General features: G+C 64.8%; 18 protein-coding genes. 7 read left to right on the top strand and 11 right to left on the bottom strand.

All coding sequences use genetic code 11. The features are described from left to right. The first annotated feature begins 28 nt into the window (after window positions 1-28). Window positions 29-967, top strand: a complete 939-nt coding sequence (locus tag ACW174_RS06300) for an L-lactate dehydrogenase (RefSeq protein WP_372693229.1) — start codon at window positions 29-31, stop codon at window positions 965-967. Between the two features lie 111 nt (window positions 968-1,078). Here the strand turns inward: ACW174_RS06300 and ACW174_RS06295 are convergent, their stop codons facing one another. From ACW174_RS06295 to ACW174_RS06285, 3 genes are all read right to left on the bottom strand, one after another. Beyond that, window positions 1,079-2,125, bottom strand: a complete 1,047-nt coding sequence (locus tag ACW174_RS06295) for a YncE family protein (RefSeq protein ID WP_287928196.1) — start codon at window positions 2,123-2,125, stop codon at window positions 1,079-1,081. A 105-nt stretch (window positions 2,126-2,230) separates the two neighbouring features. Then, window positions 2,231-4,525, bottom strand: coding sequence for a glycoside hydrolase family 65 protein (locus tag ACW174_RS06290; protein ID WP_372693231.1), 2,295 nt, complete (start codon window positions 4,523-4,525; stop codon window positions 2,231-2,233). 14 nt (window positions 4,526-4,539) lie between these two features. Continuing rightward, window positions 4,540-5,238, bottom strand: a complete 699-nt coding sequence (locus ACW174_RS06285; protein WP_287928194.1) for an HAD family hydrolase — start codon at window positions 5,236-5,238, stop codon at window positions 4,540-4,542. Window positions 5,239-5,402: 164 nt separating this feature from the next. On the opposite strand from ACW174_RS06285, the gene ACW174_RS06280 reads away from it, so the two are divergent. The 3 genes from ACW174_RS06280 to ACW174_RS06270 all read left to right on the top strand — a co-directional run bounded on the left by ACW174_RS06280 (window position 5,403) and on the right by ACW174_RS06270 (window position 10,266). Then, complete coding sequence (locus ACW174_RS06280) at window positions 5,403-6,461, top strand: type II glyceraldehyde-3-phosphate dehydrogenase (protein ID WP_287928193.1); 1,059 nt, start codon at window positions 5,403-5,405, stop codon at window positions 6,459-6,461. A gap of 110 nt (window positions 6,462-6,571) precedes the next feature. Continuing rightward, window positions 6,572-8,995: a heavy metal translocating P-type ATPase gene (locus tag ACW174_RS06275; RefSeq protein ID WP_492016822.1), complete on the top strand. Its 2,424-nt coding sequence runs from the start codon at window positions 6,572-6,574 to the stop codon at window positions 8,993-8,995. A 47-nt stretch (window positions 8,996-9,042) separates the two neighbouring features. Then, a complete protein-coding gene (locus ACW174_RS06270) occupies window positions 9,043-10,266 on the top strand; it encodes an MFS transporter (RefSeq protein ID WP_492016821.1) in 1,224 nt (407 codons plus the stop codon). A gap of 138 nt (window positions 10,267-10,404) precedes the next feature. Here ACW174_RS06270 and ACW174_RS06265 read toward each other — a convergent pair whose 3' ends face one another. Together ACW174_RS06265 and ACW174_RS06260 are read right to left on the bottom strand one after the other, a co-directional pair. Then, a complete protein-coding gene (locus tag ACW174_RS06265) occupies window positions 10,405-11,682 on the bottom strand; it encodes an ATP-grasp domain-containing protein (protein WP_287928190.1) in 1,278 nt (425 codons plus the stop codon). Window positions 11,683-11,775: 93 nt separating this feature from the next. Next, window positions 11,776-12,438 carry a DUF6629 family protein gene (locus ACW174_RS06260; protein WP_287928189.1) on the bottom strand — a complete coding sequence of 221 codons (663 nt, stop codon included), beginning with the start codon at window positions 12,436-12,438 and terminating at the stop codon, window positions 11,776-11,778. A 198-nt stretch (window positions 12,439-12,636) separates the two neighbouring features. Here ACW174_RS06260 and ACW174_RS06255 point away from each other — a divergent pair, with 198 nt between their 5' ends. Next, window positions 12,637-14,064: a multicopper oxidase family protein gene (locus tag ACW174_RS06255; RefSeq protein WP_492016820.1), complete on the top strand. Its 1,428-nt coding sequence runs from the start codon at window positions 12,637-12,639 to the stop codon at window positions 14,062-14,064. Between the two features lie 380 nt (window positions 14,065-14,444). Here ACW174_RS06255 and ACW174_RS06250 read toward each other — a convergent pair whose 3' ends face one another. The 5 genes from ACW174_RS06250 to ACW174_RS06230 all read right to left on the bottom strand — a co-directional run bounded on the left by ACW174_RS06250 (window position 14,445) and on the right by ACW174_RS06230 (window position 19,327). Continuing rightward, window positions 14,445-15,170: an alternative oxidase gene (locus ACW174_RS06250; protein ID WP_287928186.1), complete on the bottom strand. Its 726-nt coding sequence runs from the start codon at window positions 15,168-15,170 to the stop codon at window positions 14,445-14,447. Between the two features lie 30 nt (window positions 15,171-15,200). Beyond that, a complete protein-coding gene (locus ACW174_RS06245; protein WP_292078892.1) occupies window positions 15,201-16,229 on the bottom strand; it encodes a sensor histidine kinase in 1,029 nt (342 codons plus the stop codon). Window positions 16,230-16,380: 151 nt separating this feature from the next. Beyond that, entirely contained in the window at window positions 16,381-16,914 is a 534-nt protein-coding gene (locus ACW174_RS06240) for a pyridoxamine 5'-phosphate oxidase family protein (protein ID WP_287928184.1), read from the bottom strand. Window positions 16,915-16,994: 80 nt separating this feature from the next. Next, on the bottom strand, window positions 16,995-17,753 hold the full coding sequence (locus ACW174_RS06235; protein ID WP_372693233.1) for a cyclic nucleotide-binding domain-containing protein: 759 nt from the start codon (window positions 17,751-17,753) through the stop codon (window positions 16,995-16,997). A gap of 542 nt (window positions 17,754-18,295) precedes the next feature. Next, entirely contained in the window at window positions 18,296-19,327 is a 1,032-nt protein-coding gene (locus ACW174_RS06230; protein ID WP_287928182.1) for a glycosyltransferase family 4 protein, read from the bottom strand. Between the two features lie 208 nt (window positions 19,328-19,535). On the opposite strand from ACW174_RS06230, the gene ACW174_RS06225 reads away from it, so the two are divergent. After that, on the top strand, window positions 19,536-20,369 hold the full coding sequence (locus tag ACW174_RS06225; protein ID WP_287928181.1) for a universal stress protein: 834 nt from the start codon (window positions 19,536-19,538) through the stop codon (window positions 20,367-20,369). A 93-nt stretch (window positions 20,370-20,462) separates the two neighbouring features. Beyond that, window positions 20,463-21,980, top strand: a complete 1,518-nt coding sequence (scpC, locus tag ACW174_RS06220; RefSeq protein WP_287928180.1) for a succinyl-CoA:acetate CoA-transferase ScpC — start codon at window positions 20,463-20,465, stop codon at window positions 21,978-21,980. An 11-nt stretch (window positions 21,981-21,991) separates the two neighbouring features. Here the strand turns inward: scpC and ACW174_RS06215 are convergent, their stop codons facing one another. Beyond that, window positions 21,992-22,513, bottom strand: coding sequence for a DUF1003 domain-containing protein (locus ACW174_RS06215; protein WP_292078893.1), 522 nt, complete (start codon window positions 22,511-22,513; stop codon window positions 21,992-21,994). Between the last annotated feature and the right edge of the window lie 222 nt (window positions 22,514-22,735).

Here is a 22,735-nt window from a genome sequence, read left to right as displayed (position 1 = left end):
CAGCCGCGCCGGTCGAAAGGAAGACCCGATGATCGAACACGAACGGATTGTGATCGTTGGCGCAGGCCACGTCGGGGCGACGGCCGCATATGCCCTGATGCTTCGAGCCCTGTTCGAGGAGATTGTGCTGATCGACAGCGATTTGGCGCTGGCCGAGGCTGAGGCGGCCGACCTCTCCGATGCGAACGCGCTCGCCAGGCCCGCGCGCATCTGGGCCGGAAGCTACGCCGACGCGGCAACAGCCCGGATTGCTGTCATTACCGCAGGGGCGGCGACGCACGGCTCGGAAAGTCGCCTGTCCGTAGCGTCCCAAAGCGCCATGATCGTCACGACCTGCGTCGGAGAGCTGGTCCAGGCCGGGTTCGCGGGGATCATCCTTGTCGCCGCCAACCCGGTGGACGTGATGACGCTAATGGCGCTGCGTCGCTCGGGCTTTGCGTCGGCAAAGGTCATCGGCACGGGAACACTGCTCGACACGAGCCGTCTCAAACAGACGCTCGCCGAGAGCCTGCAGGTCACGCCCGGGTCCATCGACGGGCTTGTTCTGGGCGAGCATGGCGACAGCGAGGTAGCAGCGTTCTCGACCGTTCGTGTCGGAGGGTTGCCGCTGAGCGAATTCTGTCCGCCGGGGCAGGAACTCGACCAGGGCCAGATCGCCACGGAGGTGCGCGACGCCGGCTACCGAATTGTCCAGGGCAAGGGCTACACATCCTTCGGGGTGGCGACCGCGATCGTGCGGATATGCGAGGCGATCTTGCGCAATGAGAGGGCGGTGCTGCCAGTCTCGACGCTGCTGACCGGACAATACGGTATCGCCGATGTCTGTCTCAGCCTGCCGTGCATTCTTGGCGCAGGCGGGGTCGAACGCATTCTGTCGCCGGCACTCACCCCCTCGGAGACGGCGGCATTGAACGCGTCGGCGAGGGCGTTACAGCAGGTGCTTGCGCATATGGATCTGGCCATCTGATCGCGAGACGTCGTGGCGGGCAAGGTTCCGTCGACGCCACACAGCCTCTGTGCCGCCGACGGCGGCTCGATGCCGGCGGTTCGTTCCGTGGCGTGGAGACCGAAGGAGAAATCAGTCGTTGACCTCGGCGAGGCTGATGCCGCCCGGCCCCCTTCCGACCGGGATGGTGCGGACAAGCCGGCGGGTCCGGGGATCGAGCACGGACACCGTGTCGGCGAAACTATTGGCGATATAGACCCGGTCGCCATTGCCGCCGACCACGACGCCGTGAGCGCCCGCGCCGGCGACGATCGTGGCGACGACAGTTTGACGGGCGGTGTCGATCACAGAGACGGTGTTGCCTGGACGCGCTTCTGTCCCCTGGTTGGCGACATAGACCTCCCGGCCGTCAGGTGAGGCGAAGACCTGAATAGGTCCGGGTCCGACCGGGATACGGGCGACCACCCGTCGGCTTGCGGTGTCGATCACGGCCGTGCCGTTCTCATCTCGCAAGGTCACATAGCCGAAGCGTCCATCCGGCGTGAATGCGACCTGGACCGGGCCACGGCCGACTGGAATGCGCTCGACTTCGTCCAGATCGACGGCGTCGACGACGGAAACCGTCCCATCGCCAGTATTGGCGACATAGAGGGTACGACCATCCGGGCTCATACGCAGGCCGTGGGGCGATCGCCCGACAGTGATGTTGCGATCCACTGAGCCCGACTTGAGATCGACGACCGTGAGCATGTTGTCTCCCGCGCTGGTGACAAACGCCCGCTCGCTCCGCGCATCGACGACGACATGCGCCGGCATCCTGCCGACGGGGATAGTCGTGCTGGGGCCTTTTGAAACGGCGCTCGCGTCGAAGATGAGGAGGCGCCCCGGTCCATCCATTTCAGCCTCTCCGTCCGGGCCCTGAGGTGCTGAGGCGCCGACTGCAAAGAGGGATCGACCGTCGCTGGAGACCTGAACGTTGTGAGGGGAAACGGCAATACGGGTCGTCTCGACCTGGCCTGTCTCGGGATTGATGACGGAAATCGATCGGCCCTGTTCGTCGGCTGTAAACAGGATCGGGCGAGTATTCCGATCCTGGTTTTCACACCCGGCCAACAAAAGGGCTGCGGTCGCGCTTGCCGCCACCAGGACGACTCTCTTGACGTAGGTTTTGAGAAACATCTGCTGTTCCGGTTTACGGGACGGGCCGATAGCGACCCCAGGCTCCATGACGCTATCCGGCGAATTCGCGCATTGATCCATGTCAGAACTGGGCGGTGGGCAACCTCATCCATCACCGGGTTCAACCGGTTGCCTGATGTCGGCGACAAGGGCCTGGTCGAGGCTGACGCTGTGGGGTTCTCCGTAAACCGCGATGATCATCGGCAGTCCGGATTCCAGCGAGACCTCGAGTGTCCGGTTGGTCTGGTCGATCCTGATCGCGAGGCTCCGGTTGCGCCATTGGAGGCTGAAACTCAGGCTGGTCCAACTCGCCGGCAGCTGCGGCGCGAGGGCGAGTCCGTCGCTCCGTAGCGCCAGTCCGGCGAACCCAAAGACCGACATCATCCAGAGGCCGCCTTGAGCCGCGATGTGGACCCCCCCTCCGATCGCGGACTTGGTGTCGATCAAATCGATCGCCGCAGTCCTGTGGAAATAGTCGAGCGCCCTTTCGACATCTCCCAGCCGCGCGGCCACGAGGCCGTGCATGGCCGTGCTCAAAGAACTGCCGTGCCCGCAGCGGGGCTCGTAGTATCGGAAGTTTTTCAGGTCCGCGCCGGCGTTGAATTCGCCAGGCAGCAAAGCCAGCAGGGCAACGACATCGGCCTGTTTCACCACCTGCGACTGCTGGGTGCGTTCACGCCCGAGGATGACGTCCATTGGGACGGTGCGGCCCGCATAGGCCGATAGATCCACGTCCTCGAGATCGAAATAACCCGCGAACTGCTCGTACAGGCCGGTGGCCGGATCCAGACCCGTCGCCAACGTCTCCGCGACGTCGGACCAACGTTTCAGCTCGGCCTCGTTCAGGTCGAGGTGGCTCGACAGGGCTGACCATCGATCGGGCCATCTTTGGCGCAGCAGGCCGGCGACGTCGAGCGCGCGGCGAATGTTCCAACGGGCCATGACGTTGGTGAACGCGTTGTCGTCGATATTCTCGTGATACTCGTCGGGGCCGATGACGTTGCGGATGTGGTGCAGGCCATCGGCTTCGGGCTGGGCCCGACTGGCCCAGAAGCGTGCGGTCTCGAGCAGTATTTCCGCCCCGGCCTCGATCAGGAATTCGTCGTCGCCTGTCGCCTGCCAATATTGCCAGACGGCATAGGCGACGTCGGCGCTGATGTGTTGCTCCTGCACGCCGGTAAGGATGTCGACGATTTGTCGATCCGGACCGACCGCCTGCTCAGGCGTGGTCTCCAGACCGGTATCCGTCGACTCCCAGGCGTAGAACGCGCCGCGCCATCCTCGATCCGCAGCCTTTGCCCGCGCCCCGTTCAGGGTGTGGAACCGGTACATCAGCAGGGACCGGGCCGCCTCCGGCCAGGTCACGATATAGAAGGGCAGGAGGAAGATCTCGGTGTCCCAGAAGACGTGCCCCCGATAGTCGGCCCCTGTCAGCGCCCTGGCGCCGATAGAGACACGCGGGTCGTCCGGGTTGGCGGCGCTGTTCAAATGGTAGATGGCGAATCGAAGCGCCTTCTGCGCCGCGGCGTCGCCTTTGAGGTCGATGTCGCTGGACGACCAACGATGTGCCCAGGCCGTCTCATGCCGTGTGAGCAGGTCTCGCCACCCTAAATCTCGACCGGCCTTGAGTTCATTCAGAGCCTTGACGCCGGCGTCCGGACCGGGAACCGCGCTTCGCGCCACCCCCATAATGCGCTCAAGGCAGATGATCTGTCCGGGACGGCTTTTCCAGGTCCACGACCATTTGAACGGGGCGAGCACGACCGGCGCCATCTCCAGGCCGTCGATCCGCAACGCCACCGCTGCCGCGATTTCCAAGCGCTTGCCGGAACGGCGGGTGCGCCATACGCCCAATTCGTTGTCGAGCCGCTCCGCCATGAGGTCGCGATCGAGGCCTTCGAAGGACGCTTCGAGCGTCATCTCGGACTCGCCGCGCTCAACCTCCAAATGATGCATTTGCAATCCCAGGGATCTGCGGTCCTGTGACACCAGGTTCAACCGGACAAGGCGGGCGCTCACGGCGGATCCGTCGACCAGGCGGCATTCCGAAAGCAAAAGGCCTCGCCGCATATCGAGCGTGAGCGCATGCGATGGACCAGGGCCGAAATGCTGGACAAGCGGCCCCCCAGGCAGGCTGATATGGACCTGCAACCCGTTCGGGACAGGGATCAACTCAGGCACTGCCCGGTCGCCATCGGGCGTATCGAACAGTCCGGCGACATAGGTGTTCGGTGAACCGACGCCCTGCGGTGATCGATTGACCGTCTGGGACGCTCGTACGCCGAGAAACCCGTTGCTGATCGCGAACCGAGTGGCGCGATCGCTCTCGCGGAGCGGATCACAGCCATCGTCACTCAGGACCCATGAGGCGTCGGCAGTCGGCTCCAGCGCCTGTTTCATGGTCTTCGGATCCTTCACAGTGTCGGGCCGACCAGCCGGCCAAGCGCAAGCTCGGTGATCACGACGTCGTCCAGGCTTGTGACCACCAGGTCCGCGCGCGCCGCACGCAGCATCTCGGCGTCGCCGAGGCGTGCAACGCCGATAGCCGCCATGCCCCCGGCGCGGGCCGCTTCAATCCCCGCTGGAGCGTCTTCCGCCACGAAACACTGCGCGGGCGCCACGCCCATCTCGCGGGCCGCGATCAGAAAAAGCTCCGGATCCGGCTTGCCGTGCGTGAGGTCTCGACCCGAGACATTGACGCGGAAGATGTCGAGCAGGCTCCGGCCGGCCCGCAGCGGGATCGCGCGCATCATGGCGGTGGCGTTCCTGGAGGAGGAAGCGGCCGCCATGGGCCAGCCGAGGGCGGCGACCGCCTCAACGAAACGCAGCGCGTCCGGAAAGGCCGCCACGGCGCCTGTCCGGATCAGCTCCTCCAGCCGCGCCTGCTTGCGTTCGGCATAGGCGACCGCGTGGCGGTCGGCGTTGCTCACACCCAAGGCCTCGAGTGCGGACCGGGCGCCGTCGAGCCGTAGCTTTCCCGCGACATGGGCTTGATAAATAGCCGTCGTGAAGCGGTCCGGCTCGGCAAGCCCCACGAGCGCCTCGCGCCACGCCCTCTCGTGGGGCGAAGCCAGCAGGACCCCATCGACGTCGAAGATTGCAGCGGCCAGCATCACCGCCGCTCGACCCTGCGGTTCGTCTCTTCTGGCATCTGCGCCTCGGCTCCGCTGTCCTTCGACATCGACCGAGGATGACATGCACCGGCGCGGCGAGCTTTGATCCAGATCAATGCGCGGATCCCGCATCGTCTGCTTTCTAGGCCGGAGGAGACGTATGTATGACCAGGTCGATACGGGTTGCCGTGAATGGTTATGGCGTGATCGGCAAACGCGTCGCCGATGCCGTTAGGGCCCAGAGCGATATGACGCTCATTGGCGTGTCCGACGTCGCGACGGACTGGCGAACCCGTGTGCTTCAGACCAAGGGTGTGCCGCTTTTTGCCGCCACGGCCCCGGCAGAGGATGCGTTCCGGGCCGCAGGCGTTCAGACGGCTGGCCGCCTGGATGATTTGCTTGGCGAGGCGGATGTCGTTGTCGATTGCACCCCCAAGCGCGTGGCGGCGGACAATGTCCCCCAATACCGCAAGCGTCAGCTCAAGTTCATTCTTCAAGGGGGCGAGAAGCACGGCATAACCGGGCATTCCTTCGTCGCCGAGGCCAATTTCGAGACGGCGATCGGGCGTGAATCGACCCGAGTGGTTTCTTGCAACACAACCGCGACTGTGCGGACCTTGAGCGCACTCAAGCGCGCCGGTCTGCTTGGACGCGCCCGGGGAACCCTGCTTCGCCGCGCGACCGATCCGTGGGAGAGCCATCAGGGCGGCATCATGAACACCCTGGTTCCTGAGCCCGAAATCCCCAGCCACCAGGGTCCGGACGCCCGGACTGTCGATCCCGACCTCGACGTGGTGACCATGGCGGTCAAGGTCCCCGAGACGATCGCCCATCTGCACTACTGGTCAGTCCAGTTGACCCGTCCCGTGGACAAGGAGGAGGTGCTCAATGCCTTCCGCTCGTCGTCACGCATCCTGTTGATGAAGACTGAGCACGGTCTGGATGCGCTTAACGCCGTCAAGGAACTGATGGCGGATCGGGGCCGCTCCCGCAGCGACCTTTATGAAGTGGCGCTGTGGGCCGACATGCTCACGGTGCAGGGCGATGAGCTCTTCTACGCCTACATGGTCGACAATCAGGCGATCGTCGTGCCCGAAACGATCGACGCCATCAGAGCGCTCGATGGACGCGAGACATCCGGGCGGCGCTCAATCGCCGCGACCGACTCGGCCATGGGCATCGAAGGCCGACTCTTCGCCGAGGCCGGCGCCCGGACACCCTAGACGCCCGCGCTTAAAGACGTGACCGCTCCAGGACCATTGCCGACCGGGAGGGGCGCAGACAATCCAACGGAGCGTCACTCGGGCTCTCCCTCACCAGTCGGAGAGCATCAATGACCACCCGGACGCTTGAAGTCGGTAATCTCTTCTCCGTCCTTGGGGCGTCCGGGATTGAACGACAGCTGCGTCGCATCGACGGCGTCGGCCGCGTTTCCGTCAATCCGGTGTCGGGGTCCACCACGGTCGCCTACGACGCGGCCAAGACCAGCCTGTCTGAAATCAGGGCGGCGATCGAGGCCTGCGGCTTCCACTGCGCCGGCGAGGCCCTCCCCAACCATGTCTGCCAGAATCACGAAGCGCCGGCCAAAGGCGCCCCGGAGCCGGTCGGGCCCGCCGACGCGCATCGAGGACATTCCCGCGAGACATCCAAGGCGAAGTCGGGCCTCATGAACGGGAAAGACCCGGCCCGGGGCAAGGCGCAGAAGGACGCCATGGCCCACGAAATGGGCCATGGCTCCGGAAAAGACATGCAGTCGATGGTGCGCGATATGCGCAACCGCTTCTGGGTCGCGCTGGGATTCAGTCTGCCGATCTTCGCCTTCTCGCCGATGGGCATGGACTTCATCCGGATTCCGCCTCCGTTCGGCATGAGGCTGGACCTCGTCCTGTTCATCCTTGCGAGCGGCGCCATCCTCTATCCGGTCTGGCCCTTCGTCGTTGCCGCCTGGCGGTCATTGCGAAGCGGCGTCGCCAACATGGCGGTGCTCATAGTTTTGAGCGTTGGCACCGGTTATCTCTTCAGCGTCGGCTCCACCTTTATCTACGGCGGACAGCAGTTCTACGAAGCGTCGGCGATTCTGCTGGTCTTCATCCTTCTCGGTCACTGGCTTGAGATGCGCGCCAGGGCCGGCGCATCCGAAGCCATTCGGGCCTTGATGGATCTGACCCCGCCCAAGGCGACCGTTTTGCGTGACGGCAAGGAAGTGGAGGTGCCCACCGCGGAGGTGGTGTCCGGCTATACGGTCGTGATCCGGCCCGGCAACAAGATACCGGTCGATGGCACCGTGCTGGAGGGGGCGTCGCTCGTCGATGAATCCATGCTGACCGGCGAGTCGATGCCGGTCGAGAAAAAGGTGGGCGACACCGTGATCGGCGCGACGATCAACAAGAGCGGCACGTTCCAGTACAGCGCCACCAAAGTCGGTGCGGACACAGCACTCGCCCAGATCGTCAAACTGGTTCAGGAGGCCCAGAACTCCAAGGCTCCCTCGCAGCTGCTGGCCGACCGCGCGGCCCAGTGGCTTGTCTGGGCCGCGATCCTCGTAGGCCTGCTGACCTTCGTGGTCTGGTTCTGGGTCATCGGCCAGCCCCTCCTGTTCGCCGTCAGCCTGACCATCACCGTCTTTGTCATCGCCTGTCCAGACGCGCTGGGCCTGGCGACTCCTATGGCCATCATGGTCGGGACCGGACTGGGCGCCATGAATGGCATCCTGTTCAAGAATGCGTCGGCGCTCGAGGACGCCACCAAGCTGGACGTTATCATCTTCGACAAGACCGGCACCCTGACGATGGGCCAACCCGAAGTCGTCGATCTGGTGACGGCGGACGGCGCCACGGAGCATCAGGTGTTGGCCGCAGCCGCGGCCGTGGAGGCCGGATCTGACCACCCTCTGGCCCAGGCCATCCTGCGCAGGGCCGAAAAGGTGAAGGCGCCCAAGGCGAGCGGGTTCACCAATCTCGAGGGCAAGGGCGCTCAGGCAAAGATCGGCGGCAAGACGGTGTTGCTCGGCAACAAGCGGCTGATGACCGAGAACAAGATCGACCTCGGGGAACTCGGCGCAAAATCCGAGGCGTTGCAGGGCGCCGGCCGGACCGTGGTCCACCTGGCCGTGGCCGGCAAACTGGTCGGTCTGATCGCCATCGCCGACGCGGTGCGGCCCACTGCGATCGAGGCGGTCAAGGCCCTGCGCGCTCGGGGCGTCGAGGTCATCATGCTGACCGGGGACAACCAGGGTACGGCCGAACGGATCGCCAAGGGTCTCGGCATCGATCGCGTGTTCGCCGACGTTCTGCCCGGCGACAAGGCGAGCAAGGTCAAGGAGCTGCAGGCTCAGGGCAAGAAGGTCGGCATGGTCGGCGACGGCGTCAATGACGCCCCGGCCCTGACCCAGGCCGATGTCGGCTTCGCCATCGGCGCCGGCACGGATGTCGCCATGGAGAGCGCAGACATCGTCTTGATGAAGAGCGACCCGTTCGACGTCGTCGGCGCCATCGAACTGTCCCGGGCGACGCTTCGAAAGATGCACCAGAACCTGTGGTGGGCCGTCGGGTACAACGTCATCGCCTTCCCGCTGGCCGCCGGCGTGCTCTATCCCTTCCTGCTTGGACCGAGCATCGCCGCCATCGCCATGTCCGGGAGCTCAGCGCTCGTGGCGATCAACGCCCTGATGTTGAAACGAACCCGCCTGACCGGCATCCGCCGGACCGGCGAGGCGGTCGTAGCGGAGCCGACGCTTACCGCGACGGCGGCGGTGTGAAGCGTAACGCCAGATTGACCCTGCCACCGGTTGCGATGGCTGTCCTGATGGCCTCGGTGTTCACGGTGTCGATGGGCTTCGGCGTCGTCCTCCCATTGCTGCCGTTCCTGATTGAACGGCTGGTTGGCGAAAGCGCCTCGGCGAGAGAGGTCTCCCGGTCGACAGGTCTGCTGACCGGCCTCTATATGCTGTCGTTGTTTCTCTTCGCACCGATGTGGGGCCGCCTTTCGGACAGGCATGGACGCCGCGTCATCCTGCTGATCGGCCTGACGGGTTTTGGCGCCACCATGCTGGTCTTCGCCTTCGTCGAGAGCCTCGTCGCGGTCTACGCGGAGCGGATCCTGAGCGGTCTGTTCGCCGCTGCGGTCACGCCGGTGGCGCTTGCCGCCGTAGGGGATCTGGCGGCGACCGACGAGGTGCGCGCGCGCCGATTGACCTTCGTCAGCCTGGCGGGGGTCTCGGGATTTCTCCTGGGACCCATGTTAGGCGTGTTCATCGCGCGCGCTGCCGCAGACGTGCTGTCGATCACCAATCCCATGGGGTCGTTGGCGTTTCCGCTGGGCGCGACGGCGGTTCTCGCATTTTCCGTGGCCGGCGCAGCCGTCTTGGCGATACCACGAAGCCGGCGCAGGGGGCGGATGGGCGCGCCCGACCCGACCGCTTCGTCGACAGGCCGCTGGCTGATCCCAAATCTGCTGATCCTGGGATTCATCGTCGCGGCCGGTGTCGGTGTTTTCGAGGTCGGTCTGGCGCTTCGCGGCAAGCAGGAACTGGGCATGACCCCGACTCAGATCGCCCTGATGTTTACGGAGTGCAGCCTGGTCATGCTCGTGGTTCAGGCCATTGTCTTCTCGCCCTGGATCAAGCCCTCGGCGACCCGCTGGCTCATAGCACCGGCCCTGGTCGTCCTGGCGACGGGATTGTTCCTGCTTCCGCGCGCGACGGATTTCACCCTGATGCTCGCGGTGATCGGCGCCGTGGCGGCAAGCGCCGGCATTCTCGCGCCGATCCTGACCTACTGGACCTCCAGCATGGCCGGTCAGGCGCAGGGCGCTCAACTCGGCCGGCAAACGGCTGCCGCAAGCTTGGGTGCGGCCGTCGGTTCGGCCGGGGGAGGCCTTTTATACGATGTCGCCTGGTTGCCCGATGCCTCGTTCATCATCATGGCCGTATTGACCGGGTTCGGCGTCGTTCTCGGCATGGCCATGCCTCGCATGCTGACCCATGCCCTCCCGATTGACCGTCAAAGGCGCGCTTCAGCTGAAAACTAAACCACGGCGCCGCTGCGTGTTGAAAGGTCAGCGGCTTCGGTCCGGACGTCACGTTTGGTTGGCGGGCGACAGGATCCGAAGCACCCTGGCCGGCCAGGGGCGCAAGCATCGCCACGCCTGACCTCGGCATTCGGGGGCCTAGACGACAAAAACGGGAGCGAAGCCGCCGCCCGGGGTTCTGAAATTTGTCGTCTGGCCCTGATAGACGCGGGCGGCCATCTGGAGAGGCTGGCCTTGATAGGTGTAGAGGCGGACATCGAGCTTCAGAGACTGGATCTCTCCGTCGATCTTGATGCGACGTTCACTCGGCTTTGCCAGTTCCTGGGCGATATAGCCGCCTCGCTGGATCTCGGCCCAAACGCGCCGGGTGAGCTTGTCGCCGCGATAGACGGCCTTTCCACCATGACCGCCAGCGGGCTTGAAGAAATGCCGGCTGCGCTCCGCCCACAGCCTCTCCGCGTTTTCGGCCGTCACGAGGGCGGTGTGGGGGATCGCCGAAAGGCTTTTCAGTTGGCCTGGCGTCAGATCCCAACCGGCGACCATGGCCGGGTCCGACAACAGGCTGAGATTCCGTTTGTCGGCGAACAGGGCATGGTTGCGGGGGTTGGGCGTCAGAACGACAGCGCCGTGGAGATAGGCGTCTCGCAAAGCTTCGTGGCCTGCGGCGTCGAGGGAAAAATCGACGAGGCGGTTGTAGACGAGGTCCACGGTCTGCCCATCATGTTCCAGGCGTCCCCCGGAAATCCGGAGTTCGGAGGGATCGACGACACAGGCCTTCACGCCGCGCTGTTCGAAGAACCGCTGGGCCAGCAGGAACTCCGGGTAGAGGAACTGATCTTTCGGGCCGTCTTCGACGATGGCGATCGTCCGTGGCTGACCGACGCGACCCTGCAATTCCCATTCGTCGATAAACATTTGCCACACGAGCGCTTCGAACTCGCCAGGCGCGTTTGCGCGTCTGGCGTCACTCGCTTGGCGGCAACAGGCCTCTTGGGCGCGGGCCAGCAAGGCGTTCAGGAAGGCGCCCCCGGCATTCGTATTCACTTCGATCAGCTTGGGGCCGCTGCCGCCAAGATGAAAATCATAGCCCATGAAAACGCCGCGGGGGCCGAAGTCGTGGCGGGCGATCGCGGGAGCCCAGCCAAGCACCTCTTCCTGATAGGCCGTGTCGCCGGTCGCCGCTTCGATGGCCGCGACGACGTCGAGCATGGCCTTGACGTCGTGCGTGGAGATGAAGACGGGCCCGCCGGAGAACAGATTCGGCCTTGAGGCGAGCAGCGCGCCAACGAGGTCCGGATCCCCGGCCTCCGCACGGATCGCCGCACTCAAGCTGGATCTGTCGAGCGTGATGCAGAAGCAGTCTCTGTTGAGCACAGCGTCGCGGGCGCTGTCCCCGATGCCGCCGGTTTCACTCATCCGCTCTTCCTTTTCCGACGGCGGCGCGAACGGCGGTTTCGCCTGCCGACCGGCGCCGCCTGGGCAGACTATGGAGCGTCAAGCCTGCGGGCATCATGTCGGCACGGAGCCGACCGCGCAGTCGGGCTCACGTCGACCCGTCTTGAAGCCTCCGCCGAAAGCCATCCAGACGAGGTAGAGAGACATCAGCGCTCCGCCGAAACAGAAGACCGAGACATAGGCGTAGGCGAAGAAGGCGTAGGTGACCGCCATGACGGCGAACACCAGCAGACCGAACACCTTGACGTTGCGGTCCCACGACAGGAGGAGCGAGCCCGCCACGATCGCCATGTAGATCACGTAGGTTCCTTCCCGCCCTATGATGAAGTCCAGAAGCTCGGTGCTTTGATAGACGATCGCGTTCGGCAGGAATCTCACCGTGAGCCAGCCTTCATGCGCGAAATAGGGGACATACTGCAGGCCTCCCAGCATCCCGCCCAGGACCGCCATGACGAGAAACAGGGGTTTGCGGCGAGAGCCTTCTATGAGGAAGACGGCGACCGGCACCCATACGGGCCAGGCCAGCCAGGAGAAGAACATATAGGCCAGGGAGTACCGGGCCACCGCGACCTGATCGTCGAGCCCGCCGGCGGTCCAGACCAGACCCTCGAACATCTGCTGAAGGCCGAACAGAAGGGGCAGGGCGAACAAGGCGGCATAACGCCTGTCCGTCCGTAGTCCCCGAACCAGGGTGACCGTGCCGACCGGGATCAGCACGACGGCGGCGGCATAACTGACGGCGGCTGAAAGGCAGATGGCTTGCGTCCTGTCGCCGGGTCGATCCGGTGCGTACGACCTGCGGCTCCTTGGGGGGACAAAGCAAGCCTGCGGATCACGGTCGGGTATTGATCCCGATCAATGCACGGACCGCTGGGGGCTTCAAAGTGGCCGCCACCGTTTATCCAGGAGCTCCCGATGAATCGCCGCCGCCTCCTCGAGGGCAGTCTGCTGGGCGCCACGGCGCTCGCTTTCGCAGCCCCGCAAGTTTCGTGGGCCAAGAGCTTCATGGCTCGGCCGGCGACCGTCCCCGTACAGCTTCGGATCGCCCGGCGAACCATCGAGGTCAACGGAAGGGCGGCAAGCGTCTTCGGGTTGCGTCAGCCGAATGGAACGCCCGGCCTGGCCTTGCGGGAGGGGGACGCATTCAATGTGATGCTGGAGAACGATACGGATGAGGCGACCATCATTCATTGGCACGGCCTGACACCGCCTTTTGCAAGCGACGGGGTGGCGGGCGCCGCTCTCCCGCTCATGGCGGCCCGCACTGAACGGAGCTTCGATTTTCCGGTGGGTGCGGCGGGAACGCACTGGATGCATGCCCACACACTGCAGGAGCAGGCGTTGCTGGCGGCTCCTATGATTGTCCGAACCCTGGCGGAGGAGCGGCGCGACGAACAGGAGATCATCGTTCTCCTGCATGATTTTTCGTTTTCCTCCCCCGAGGAGATCCTCGAAAGGCTGAAATCACGCGGCAGCCCGGCGCCCGATCATGCGCCGATCGCCGGCATGGCGCCGACGACCGCCTCGACCGACGGCGTCGGGATGGCGATCGACATCAATGACGTCGAGTACGACGCCTATCTCGCCAACGACCGAACCCTCGGCGACCCTGAAATCGTTGCCGTCGAACTCGGCGGACGGGTGCGGCTACGGGTTATAAACGGGGCGACGGCTACCGCCTTCACCCTGGATCTGGGTGAGGTCGACGGGGAGGTGATCGCCGTCGACGGGCAGCTCGTCCAACCGGTCAAGGGCCGGCGCTTTCCTGTGGCGATGGGGCAAAGGCTCGACGTCCGTCTACAGTTGCCGCGCGAGGTCCGGTCGTTTCCGGTCCTTGCTCTTCGGGAGGGCGCCAGGCAACGGACGGGCCTGATCCTTCAGCCCCCGGGGGCGACCGTTTCCAGACTGCCTGAACTGTCCGTCGATGACGCTCCCGTGCTGGATCTGGATTTTGAAGCTCGCTTGTCCGCTCTGGTTCCGTTGGAAAACCATTCGGATCACAGGGCCTTCGATCTGGCGCTGACCGGATCGATGGCGACCTATGGCTGGGGTCTTGAAACCGCTGAGCCGATGGTGGTGCGCCGGGGTGACCGGATCGAGGTCACCATGCTCAACAAAAGCATGATGTCCCATCCGATGCACCTCCATGGCCATCATTTTCAGGTGGTGGCGATCAATCGTCAGCGGTTTTCCGGCGCCATGCGGGATACTGTGAACATCCCACCCCAGCGGTCGGTCACCATCGCATTCGATGCCGGCAATCCCGGTCAGTGGGCTTTCCACTGCCATCACCTCTACCACATGGCGGCGGGAATGATGACGCAGCTCTCTTATTCAACCTAGACTGACGTCGTCGAGCGGCGAACGACCACACTCCGGGCATGGCCGCAGGCCGTCGGAGGCCTTGGGTCTTGCCTGACCGCTGGAGCCGCCGACCGGGCGCCGGTTCAACACGACGATCGCCACCAGCGGCCGCGGGCCATGCCCTCGAGGTCGCCTGCGCCGGGGTCAAATACTGTTTGCTGAGCGCGTCGGGTGGCGGCGGCGCGAACCCCAGCGTTTGACGGGATAGTGAGCACCGGGGCGGCCTCGCCGGTCAGGGCGGATTCCTCGACGCTCAGCCGCTCTCCGTCCGCGGCCCAACCCGTGTGGAGCAGGACCTTGGGGCCGGCGATTGCCGGCCTCCATTCAAGTCGCTCCTCACTCGCAGCCCTCGGAGTATTTCACGCGTGCATGCGAATTTCGTTGGCGTGCGGCGGATAGGGGGCGACGGGAAGCTGATCGATCGCCGTTCCGCTCAGCGTGCTGGCGAAGCCGTGGTTGACGTCCCGGTGATGGGCCTCGTCGGCCCGTACCATCAGCACGACGTCGCGCAGCGTCGCGTCGGCTGGCAGCTTCCAATAATGGATGGCGATGTCCGGCGCCGGAACATTGGGCGAGCGGCCCTCGTCGATCTCCTTCAGATACAGGGTGTAGCTGATGACGGCCTCCTCCTCGAAATATCCGACCACCCGGTGGGCCGTGCGCGACGAGATCAGGTAGAGCCCGAAAAAGCCGATGTAGAACACCGCCTGGGCCAGCTGGATCACCAGCCGCTCGAACCATGTCGGCTGGGCCACGGCGATGAAGGTCATCAGATGCATCCGCTCGTTCTCGGCCTCCTCCATCAGGGTGCGGATCCAGCCGTCGTCGTCCTTCATCTGTCGCAGGCATCTCAGGTGAGTCAGCGTGGCCCCGACCATGCCGGGCACGGCGGCGACGGTTTCCAGCACGATGGCCCGGTGACCGTATTTCTTGGCGAAGAAGGTGTCGGCGCAGACGCGCAGCAGTTTGGTGAAGCCGAGGGCGAATTTATCAGAAAAGCCTCGCGGCACATGGTGGACGGCGGGTTCGGCGACCTTCTCCTCCGCCAGGGCCCGGTCGTCCGGAGCGAGAATTCTATTGACCATCTGCAAGTCCTTTCAGGACGCCGTTTGTGGTTAGGGGAGACAAATGATGGATACCCGCGTACCGGGCCGCGCGTCGGCGAGCTCGACGCGAGCGCCCAGCTGACCAGCAAGAGCCTGAATGATCCCGGTGCCCAGACCTGGCTTGACCGTCTGGGATCCGCTGGGCATGCCGACGCCGTTGTCGGTCACGCTGAGGATCCAGCCATCGCCTCGGGCGTGGTAATCGACGACGATGTCGCCGTTTCGGTCGTCGGGAAAGGCGTGCTTCAGCCCGTTGATGACCAGCTCGGTGACGATCAGACCCAGGCTTACGGACATGCCGGATGAAGCGATGCTGTCGTCCACGGATACGGTCAGCGCCAACTGGTTGTGGTCTCTGATCATCGAGTCGCCGATGCTCCGACACAGGTCGGTGAAATAGGCCCGGAGTTCGACGTCCCCCGTCGTGGATCCGGCCAGGTGCCGTTGCACGGCCGCGACGGACAAGATGCGCTGATGGGCGTCTCGCAAATGGCTTCGGCTCTCATCCGATCCGACCGTTCGAACGCCCTGCATCAGGACGCTGGCGATGATCTGGAGACTGTTGGCGACCCTGTGCTGCACCTCCTGATACAGCAGCGCGTTCTGACGGATGAGTTCGTCCTTCTGACGATCCTTCGCCCTGGGGATCGTCACATCCGTGATCGTCAACAGGAGCCGCACGCCCTGATCCGGCCCTGGGCTCAGGCGACGCGCATGAAAGATCAGATGCTTGGGTGGCCGATCGGCGAGCACCAGATCCATCTCGTAGGCACGGATGTCAGCCTTGCCATAGGCGGTCGCTCTCAGCAGAGACCACAGCTGCGGCACATTCCATTCGCCGGCGCCCAGATCCGCCAGCCGGCAACCCGGGATAGCGTTCGGGTCGATGTCGAAATCCTCGAGGAACGACTGACTGGCGGCCACGACCTCGAGTTCACCGTCCAGCAGAAGCACGGGGGCGACCGAGGCGTTGATGAGCGACAGCGCGAGAGACATCGATATATCGGGCACGGGCACGGGCACGGTCGATGTCGGCATGAACGATCCCTGTTGAATGTCGCGGAGCCGGCCGGGCCCACGCCTTGGGCCGACCGGTCAAGGCAGGCTAGCCCTGCGGGCTGACAACTGCCTTGATCCAGATCACGGGGGCGCTGCGACCGGCGTTTCGAACGGCGGGAAGGCGATCAAATCAAATGGCATCCGGGCGGGTGGCGTCAGGCTCTCGGCCGCCTGGTCCCGCAGGTTCGCCTAGCGAGAAACATTCCGTTCGGCTTCGGCCATCGACGGCCGAGATCGCGCAGATCAGTTCCGGTTTCACATGGATGATCGCCACGGAACTGGTCGCCGGGCAGTAGACGCTCACCATCGGCCAGCGCTTGAACATCATCTGGTTGAGCCGTTCGACTTCGCCGGCGTCCGTCACCTCGGTCGCGTGCGCGGCCATCGAAACCCCGACGGCGCCGCCCCGCTCCGCCAGCGAGTGGATCGAGACCGAAACACGATCATCGGCCTGGAGATTGGCCAGTTTCTGGCTCTCGCGGCCGCTGACGAAATACAGGTTCAGCCCGTCATTCAGATAGCCGACGGTCGTCACTTGGGGCCAGCCGTCGGGTCGATTGACTCCGATGCTCATCAGCCGTTCACGATCGAGAAGTTCGACGATGGTTTCGACCGCGGCCCCGTTGATCGGCGGGTAGCGGTCGATATTTGAGTCAGCGTCCATGATGCGGTCCTCCGGGTCAGCGGTCTCCCGCCTACCCTCCCGGCCCGCCGGCTGCCTTGATCTGGCTCAACGGTCCGGCGTCAGAGTTCTCCGCAGGCGTGCGCGCGCAGCAAGTCCGGACGTTCGACGATCAGCTCGCTCTGGGAGGGCATCGAGATGATGCCTTTGGCCTTCATGCGGGTGAGCACTCGGCTGACCGTCTCGATCGTCAATCCCAGATAGTCGGCGATCTCGCCACGTTTCATGGGCAGTCGGACATGGCCAGGGGCCGTCGGACGGGCGGGGTCGTGCCCGGGCAGGTCGAGAAGAAAGGACGCCAGACGCTCGATGGCCGTCTTGCGCCCCAGCAGAAGCATCTGGTTCTGAGCGGCGGCCAGCTCATGAGACGTGCGGTGCAGGAGCATATGTTCCAACGGCGAGCTGCTCTCGACCAGGGCGCGGAACGGTCCTTTGCGGAACCTGCAGACGGTCGTCGGCTCGATCGCCTCGGCGGAGAACACATAAACCTCACCGATCGCCAGGCCCAGGAAGTCGCCGGCGAACAAAAAGCCCGTGATCTGGCGCCGACCGTCGGGCAACAATTTGTAGACCCTCAGAGATCCCGACGTGATGTTGAAGACATGGGGCGCGGGTTCGCCTTCCCGCGTCAGAACCGCCCCGGCTGCCAGCTTGACGACTTCAGCCAGGTCTCCCAGGCGTTTGAGATCCTGATCGGCGACGCTGCCGCAGACGCTCAACGCCCGCGCGCCGCAACTGTCGCAATCGTTGACTTTGGGCCGGTCGACGCATCCGTGAGGAAGCGTTCGCGGCGCAAGCATGGGCTTCGTGGCAGCGATCATTCGCTAAAATGCGCGCCGGAGCCCCGAACGCCTAACGAAATCGTTGATCCAGATCAAATGCCGCAACCCGTAGCGATCTATTCGGCGTTGAATTACTCAGATGACGAGGAGTAAAATTCAAAAATCGTTCGGTGTGACATAGACGAACCCTTGTATTCGCCAAGGTTTTTGCAACCGTAAAGCTTCGTCCGTTATTTGGTCGCCGGGAGCTGACCCGCGCCGGGATTAAGCTCGCCTTGATCGGCGCCGGCGCCGTCTTGGCCTCCCGAGCCGGTCGGCGACTGGATCGAATTCAAATATGCGATCAGGTCTCGGTTTTCGTCGTGCGACAGGACGAACTCCAGCGTGGCGGGAAATGCCGCCCGGAGGCGGACCGCGACCCGCCCCCGGAGATCGGCGGGAGGTGAGTTCCGGGTTAGCTGGTGACGACCGTCGACGCGTGAGCCGAACGTCAGGTCGCCACAGGCCCGGTCCGAGGGCCATGGAGGTCTGGCCCGTCTGACCGCCCTCCCACCAGATCTCTGAGGATGCGTCCGTTTCAGCTAGGCGGCCAGGAGCGCATCATAAACATCCACGTAACGCAGGGCCATGGCGGTGGCGGAGAAACGCCGCTCGAATTGGGCGCGAATGGCCTGCCGGTCGAGTTGCGCGGCCTGTAGCGTGGCCGCGACGGCCTGGGCCATGGTGTCGACCAGAAAGCCCGTCATTCCGTCCTCGACGATTTCGCTGGTCGAACCGCAACGGAACGCGACCACGGGCGTGCCGCACGCCATCGCCTCGATCATGACCAGGCCAAACGGCTCGGGCCAATCTATGGGAAAGAGCAGGGCGTCAGCGCCGCCCAGGAACTCCGACTTCTGGTGATCGCCGATCTCGCCGATGAACTCGATCAGCGGATTGCTCTCGATCAATGGCCTGATCGTCTCGTCGTAGTAGACGCGATCGGCTGCATCCACCTTGGCCGCGATCTTCAGCCGCTTTCCCAGTCTCGTGGCGATCTCGATGGCCCGGTCTGGCCGTTTCTCGGGCGATATGCGTCCCAGAAAAGCGAGATAGCCGTCCGACCGGCCGGAATATCTGTAGAGTTCGGCCGGCATCCCATGATGGACTGTGGCCCGCCAGTTGGCGAACGACAGAGGGCGACGCTGGTCGTCGGAGATGGAGACGAGGCCGAACTCGGGCCACCGCGCATACACCCCCGCCAGATCTTTCATGTCCAGCCGCCCGTGCAATGTCGTCAGCGTCTTGCCCGCCCAGTTCCGGAACATGGGGAACTGGATCATGTCGGTATGGAAATGGATCACGTCGAAATCGTCGACCCGGTCCAGAACCTGAGCCAGCATCGTCAGATGAGCCGCCAGGTCAGACTTTAACGGCGAGGGGTCGAGCCTGATCGCCTGGTCGCGAACCGGAACGAGACGCGCCCGGGTCTCTGCGTCGGCGCTCGCGAACAAGGTCACCTCGTGGCCGAGGTCCACGAGGGCGTCGGTCAGATGCGCCACGACCCGTTCAGTACCGCCATAGAATTTCGGTGGCACGGCTTCGTACAGCGGTGTGACTTGGGCGATCCTCATCTGTAGAAGCTCCGGGGGACCATCGAGGAAGGGGCGCAGGGGCCGCCTGCTGGCCCCTGCGACGGAGCGGTGGGACTCGAGGTCATGGCGCATGTCTCCATCCGATGAGGCGCGCATCTTGCCAAGGCGATCGGCCGATATCCTTGATCCCGATCAATGCGTCGCCCGGGGCGAAGGGCGCAGTTGGCCCGAAACCGGAGCCAACCCCATGACCTATGAGAGCCTGATGGTCTATGTCGACCAGGGCGTCGAGACCGAGGCGCGCATCGCCTTGGCCTGCGATCTCGCCGAGCGGTTCGACGCGCGCCTGATCGGAATATCGGCCAGTCTGCCGGATGCGCCCCAGGTCGATCCCTATGCCGGCGGGGCGATGTTGGGTGAAATGCTCGGTCTGTTCCGGGACATGGCCGAGGCCGATGTGACCCAGGCCGAAACGACCTTCTGGAAGGCGGTCGGAACCCATGCCGATCGCTGCGAATGGCGCGGGAGGATCGGCTTTCCGTCCGATGTGGTGGGGCAGGCCGTCCGCGCCGCCGACCTGCTGATCCTCGGTCGTCTCGATCCCGCGCGAGCGCCGCAACGGTCCATCGACCCGGGCGACGCCCTGATGGCGCTCGGGCGTCCTGTTCTGATCGTCCCGCCCGCGCCGGTCCGCCTTTCTCCGGGAACGGCGGCGGTGGTGGCGTGGAAGGACTGCCGCGAGGCCCAGCGCGCGGTCGCCTCCGCCCTGCCGATGTTGAGAGCCTCGGCCCTGACCTATGTGATCGAGATCTGCGCCGAGGGCGGCATGGACGAGGCCGCGGCCCGCACGAACGATGTCGCCGCCTTCCTGGGACGCCATGACATCGTGGCGAGCGCCCAGGTGCTTCAGGGCGATGACGGCGCACGGTCGAGCCAGATTCTCAAATTCGCCGACGAGCATCAGGCGGGCCTGATCGTCGCCGGCGGTTACGGCCACGCCCGCATGCGCGAATGGGTGCTGGGCGGCGTGACCCATGGGCTGCTAGGCGCGTCCCCGGTCTGCCTGCTGCTCAGCCATTGATCCCGGCGCATCGAGGATCACGATCGTGGGAGACGGCGCGAGGCTCGTGGACCTACGCGCAGGGAGGTTTCGAGACGTTGGAAGGATCGTTCCATGACGGATGACCGCATCGCAAGCGCAAGGCACCGGGCCAAGGTGATGTCGGCCGAGGACGCCGCTATTCTGATCGCGCCGAATACGACAGTGGGGCTCAGCGGGTTCACCGCCTCAGGCTATCCGACCGCCGTGCCCCTGGCGCTGGCGGCCCGGATCGAGGCCGAGCACGCGGCGGGGCGTCCCTTCAAGCTGCGCATCTGGACCGGCGCCTCGACCGGGCCGGAGCTGGACGGTGCCCTGGCCAAGGCCGACGGCATCGAATTCCGGCTGCCCTACAACAGCGACCCGACTTGTCGCGACAGGATCAATCGCGGCGAGATGGCCTATTCCGACATGCACCTGAGCCAGGTCGCGCCTGTCGCCTGGCAGGGCTTCCTCGGCCCGCTGGACACCGCCATCATCCAGGTCACCGGCATCCGAGAGGACGGGGCGCTGATCCCTGCGTCCTCGGTCGGCAACAACAAGACCTGGCTTGACCGTGCCAGCCAGGTGATCCTGGAGGTGAACCGGTGGCAGAACCCGGAGCTTCTGGGCATGCACGATATCTACTACGGCACGGCGCTACCGCCGAACCGGGTGCCCATTCCCCTGATCCGCGCCGGCGATCGCATCGGCGAGCCGTGCTTCCGCTGCGACCCGGACAAGATCGTGGCCATCGTCGAGACCGACCAACCCGACCGCAACGCCGGCTTCACCGCGCCCGGGCCGGATGACCTGGCCATCGCCGGACACCTGCTGGAGTTCCTCGAGCACGAGGTGTCGAAAGGACGTCTGCCGCCGTCGCTGCTGCCGCTGCAATCGGGCGTCGGCAATACAGCCAACGCCGTCCTGACCGGCCTGATCGACGCGCCCTTCGAGGACCTGAGCGCCTATACCGAGGTCATCCAGGACGGCATGATGGCGCTGATGGACAGCGGCAAGCTGCGGGTCGCCTCCTCAACCGCCCTCAGCCTCAGCCCGGAACTGACCGAGCGGGTCAACCGGAGCATGGGCGACTACCGCGACCGCATCATCCTCAGGCCGCAGGAGATCAGCAACCACCCCGAGGTGATCCGGCGCCTGGGCTGTATCGCCATGAACGGCATGATCGAGGCCGACATCTACGGCAACGTCAACTCGACGCACATCATGGGCTCGCGGATCCAGAACGGCATCGGCGGCTCGGGGGATTTCGCCCGCAACGCCTACATCTCGATCTTCATGAGCGCTTCGACGGCCAAGGGCGGCAAGATCTCCACCCTGGTGCCCGCCGTCTCCCACGTCGATCACATCAATCAGGACGTCCAGGTGATCGTCACTGAACAGGGCCTGGCCGATCTTCGCGGCCTGTCGCCCAAACAGCGGGCGCGCGTCGTCATCGACACCTGCGCCCATCCGAGCTTCCGCCCGGCGCTGGAGGACTACTACCAGCGCGCCCTGAAGGGGTCTTACGGGCTGCAGACGCCGATGCTGCTTGACGAGGCCTTGTCATGGCATTCCCGGTTTGTCCGCTCGGGAAGCATGGCCCCGCTCTGACCACGTTGGCCTCAGGGCTTGGCCAAGGCAGCGAGGGCCGCCTCGATGCGAGCCATCTGGTTTTGGCTGAGTTCAAGGCGGTCGTGCAGCCGCATGATCTCCAGCTCGGCCCGCAGATTGACCGTGTAGTCGTGCTCGGCCGCAAGACGGTCGCGGACCGCCTGACGCTTCTGGCTCATCATGATCACCGGGGCCTGAAGCGCCGCGACCGCCGAGAGCATAAGGTTGAGGAAGATGAAGGGGTAGGGATCGAAGGCGGACGAGAAGCGCGCAAGCCCCAGGTTGAGAACGGCCCAGCCGATCAGGACGCAGCTGAACACGCCGATGAAGGTCCATGATCCCCCCACGTCGGCGACGGTGTCGGCCAGCCGTTCCCAAAACGTCCGGTCGTCGGTCTCCAGAACCGGGCTGACGCCCGACGGCGCTTCGCTGACCATCAGATCAACGACGCTTCTCTGGACCGGGGTGAGGTCGGCGTACGGCGCGCCGAGCAGGCCTTGGGAAAGCTCGTCCTGACGAATCTTGAGGGTCATATCGGGCCTTCGTCCAATGCCGGCGAGCGGGCTCGCGTCGGCGCTAATGGCTGTGTTTGAGCCAGGCCGCTTCACGCGGGTTCGTGGTGTCGTCGGCAGCCGTCACGACCGCCATCTTGAGCACGCCAGTTTTCTGGTGAGAGAATAGGCCGCAAGCTGCTTCGAGTCTGTGTGATCTTCGGCGGGCTGCCGCGTGAGCGCCGGTCCAGCCGCGAACTGCTC

Source organism: Brevundimonas sp. AVps31 (genome assembly GCF_058681355.1).
This window is presented reverse-complemented; position numbering and strand designations above follow the sequence as displayed.

Bases quoted from the DNA above. Each gene is read 5' to 3' on its own strand.
- ACW174_RS06280 (WP_287928193.1), top strand. From the start codon at position 5,403: ATGACCAGGTCGATACGGGTTGCCGTGAATGGTTATGGCGTGATCGGC.
- ACW174_RS06235 (WP_372693233.1), bottom strand. From the start codon at position 17,753: ATGATCGCTGCCACGAAGCCCATGCTTGCGCCGCGAACGCTTCCTCAC.
- ACW174_RS06255 (WP_492016820.1), top strand. From the start codon at position 12,637: ATGAATCGCCGCCGCCTCCTCGAGGGCAGTCTGCTGGGCGCCACGGCG.
- scpC (WP_287928180.1), top strand. From the start codon at position 20,463: ATGACGGATGACCGCATCGCAAGCGCAAGGCACCGGGCCAAGGTGATG.
- ACW174_RS06250 (WP_287928186.1), bottom strand. From the start codon at position 15,170: ATGGTCAATAGAATTCTCGCTCCGGACGACCGGGCCCTGGCGGAGGAG.
- ACW174_RS06225 (WP_287928181.1), top strand. From the start codon at position 19,536: ATGACCTATGAGAGCCTGATGGTCTATGTCGACCAGGGCGTCGAGACC.
- ACW174_RS06300 (WP_372693229.1), top strand. From the start codon at position 29: ATGATCGAACACGAACGGATTGTGATCGTTGGCGCAGGCCACGTCGGG.
- ACW174_RS06240 (WP_287928184.1), bottom strand. From the start codon at position 16,914: ATGGACGCTGACTCAAATATCGACCGCTACCCGCCGATCAACGGGGCC.
- ACW174_RS06285 (WP_287928194.1), bottom strand. From the start codon at position 5,238: ATGCTGGCCGCTGCAATCTTCGACGTCGATGGGGTCCTGCTGGCTTCG.
- ACW174_RS06275 (WP_492016822.1), top strand. From the start codon at position 6,572: ATGACCACCCGGACGCTTGAAGTCGGTAATCTCTTCTCCGTCCTTGGG.
- ACW174_RS06265 (WP_287928190.1), bottom strand. From the start codon at position 11,682: ATGAGTGAAACCGGCGGCATCGGGGACAGCGCCCGCGACGCTGTGCTC.
- ACW174_RS06245 (WP_292078892.1), bottom strand. From the start codon at position 16,229: ATGCCGACATCGACCGTGCCCGTGCCCGTGCCCGATATATCGATGTCT.
- ACW174_RS06290 (WP_372693231.1), bottom strand. From the start codon at position 4,525: ATGAAACAGGCGCTGGAGCCGACTGCCGACGCCTCATGGGTCCTGAGT.
- ACW174_RS06215 (WP_292078893.1), bottom strand. From the start codon at position 22,513: ATGACCCTCAAGATTCGTCAGGACGAGCTTTCCCAAGGCCTGCTCGGC.
- ACW174_RS06295 (WP_287928196.1), bottom strand. From the start codon at position 2,125: ATGTTTCTCAAAACCTACGTCAAGAGAGTCGTCCTGGTGGCGGCAAGC.
- ACW174_RS06230 (WP_287928182.1), bottom strand. From the start codon at position 19,327: ATGAGGATCGCCCAAGTCACACCGCTGTACGAAGCCGTGCCACCGAAA.
- ACW174_RS06270 (WP_492016821.1), top strand. From the start codon at position 9,043: ATGGCCTCGGTGTTCACGGTGTCGATGGGCTTCGGCGTCGTCCTCCCA.